The organism is Rhodococcus zopfii NBRC 100606 = JCM 9919, assembly GCF_001895025.1.
Taxonomy (GTDB): domain Bacteria; phylum Actinomycetota; class Actinomycetes; order Mycobacteriales; family Mycobacteriaceae; genus Rhodococcus; species Rhodococcus zopfii.
The window spans coordinates 1-606 of record NZ_BCXI01000145.1 but is presented as its reverse complement, the minus strand read 5'-3'; the positions used below and the strand labels follow the sequence as shown (position 1 = coordinate 606).

The window sequence follows — 606 nt, the reverse complement described above, 5'->3', positions numbered from 1 at the left end:
CATGCCCGGCGTGGCCTGCATCTGCGGCACGATACCCTCGACATCCTCGACACCACCGGCATGATGCCCGGCATCGACGAGCGCCTGCTCGTGCGCCATCTGCGCCTCGTCCTTCTCCTCCGACATCCCGATCGGACCGATCATCGTGCCGTTCAGGAACTGCTTGACCACCGGCTCGTCCGAGGTCAGCAACACCTCCCGCGGCCCGAACATCACCAGCTCCCGGCGGAACAACATCCCGATGTTGTCCGGCACCGTCCGCGCCAGATTGATGTTGTGCGACACGATCAGGATGGTCGCGTCGATCTCGGCGTTGATGTCGATCAACGTCTGCGAAATGTAGGTCGTCCGCACCGGATCCAGACCCGAGTCCGGCTCGTCGACCAGGATGATCTGCGGATCGAGCACCAGCGCCCGCGCCAGCCCGGCACGCTTGCGCATACCACCGGAGATCTCCCCCGGCAACTTGTCCTCGGCACCGAGCAGACCGACCAGCTCGAGCTTGTCCATCACGATCTTGCGGATATCGGACTCGGACTTCTTGGTGTGCTCCCGCAGCGGGAACGCCACGTTGTCGTACAGATTCATCGACCCGAACAGCGCGCC

General features: G+C 63.9%; 1 protein-coding gene. It reads right to left on the bottom strand.

What is annotated here, in order from left to right; genetic code table 11:
- Positions 1–606 (bottom strand): ABC transporter ATP-binding protein (locus tag RZ1_RS29515; RefSeq protein WP_139282090.1); only part of this gene is annotated, 606 nt, incomplete at both ends.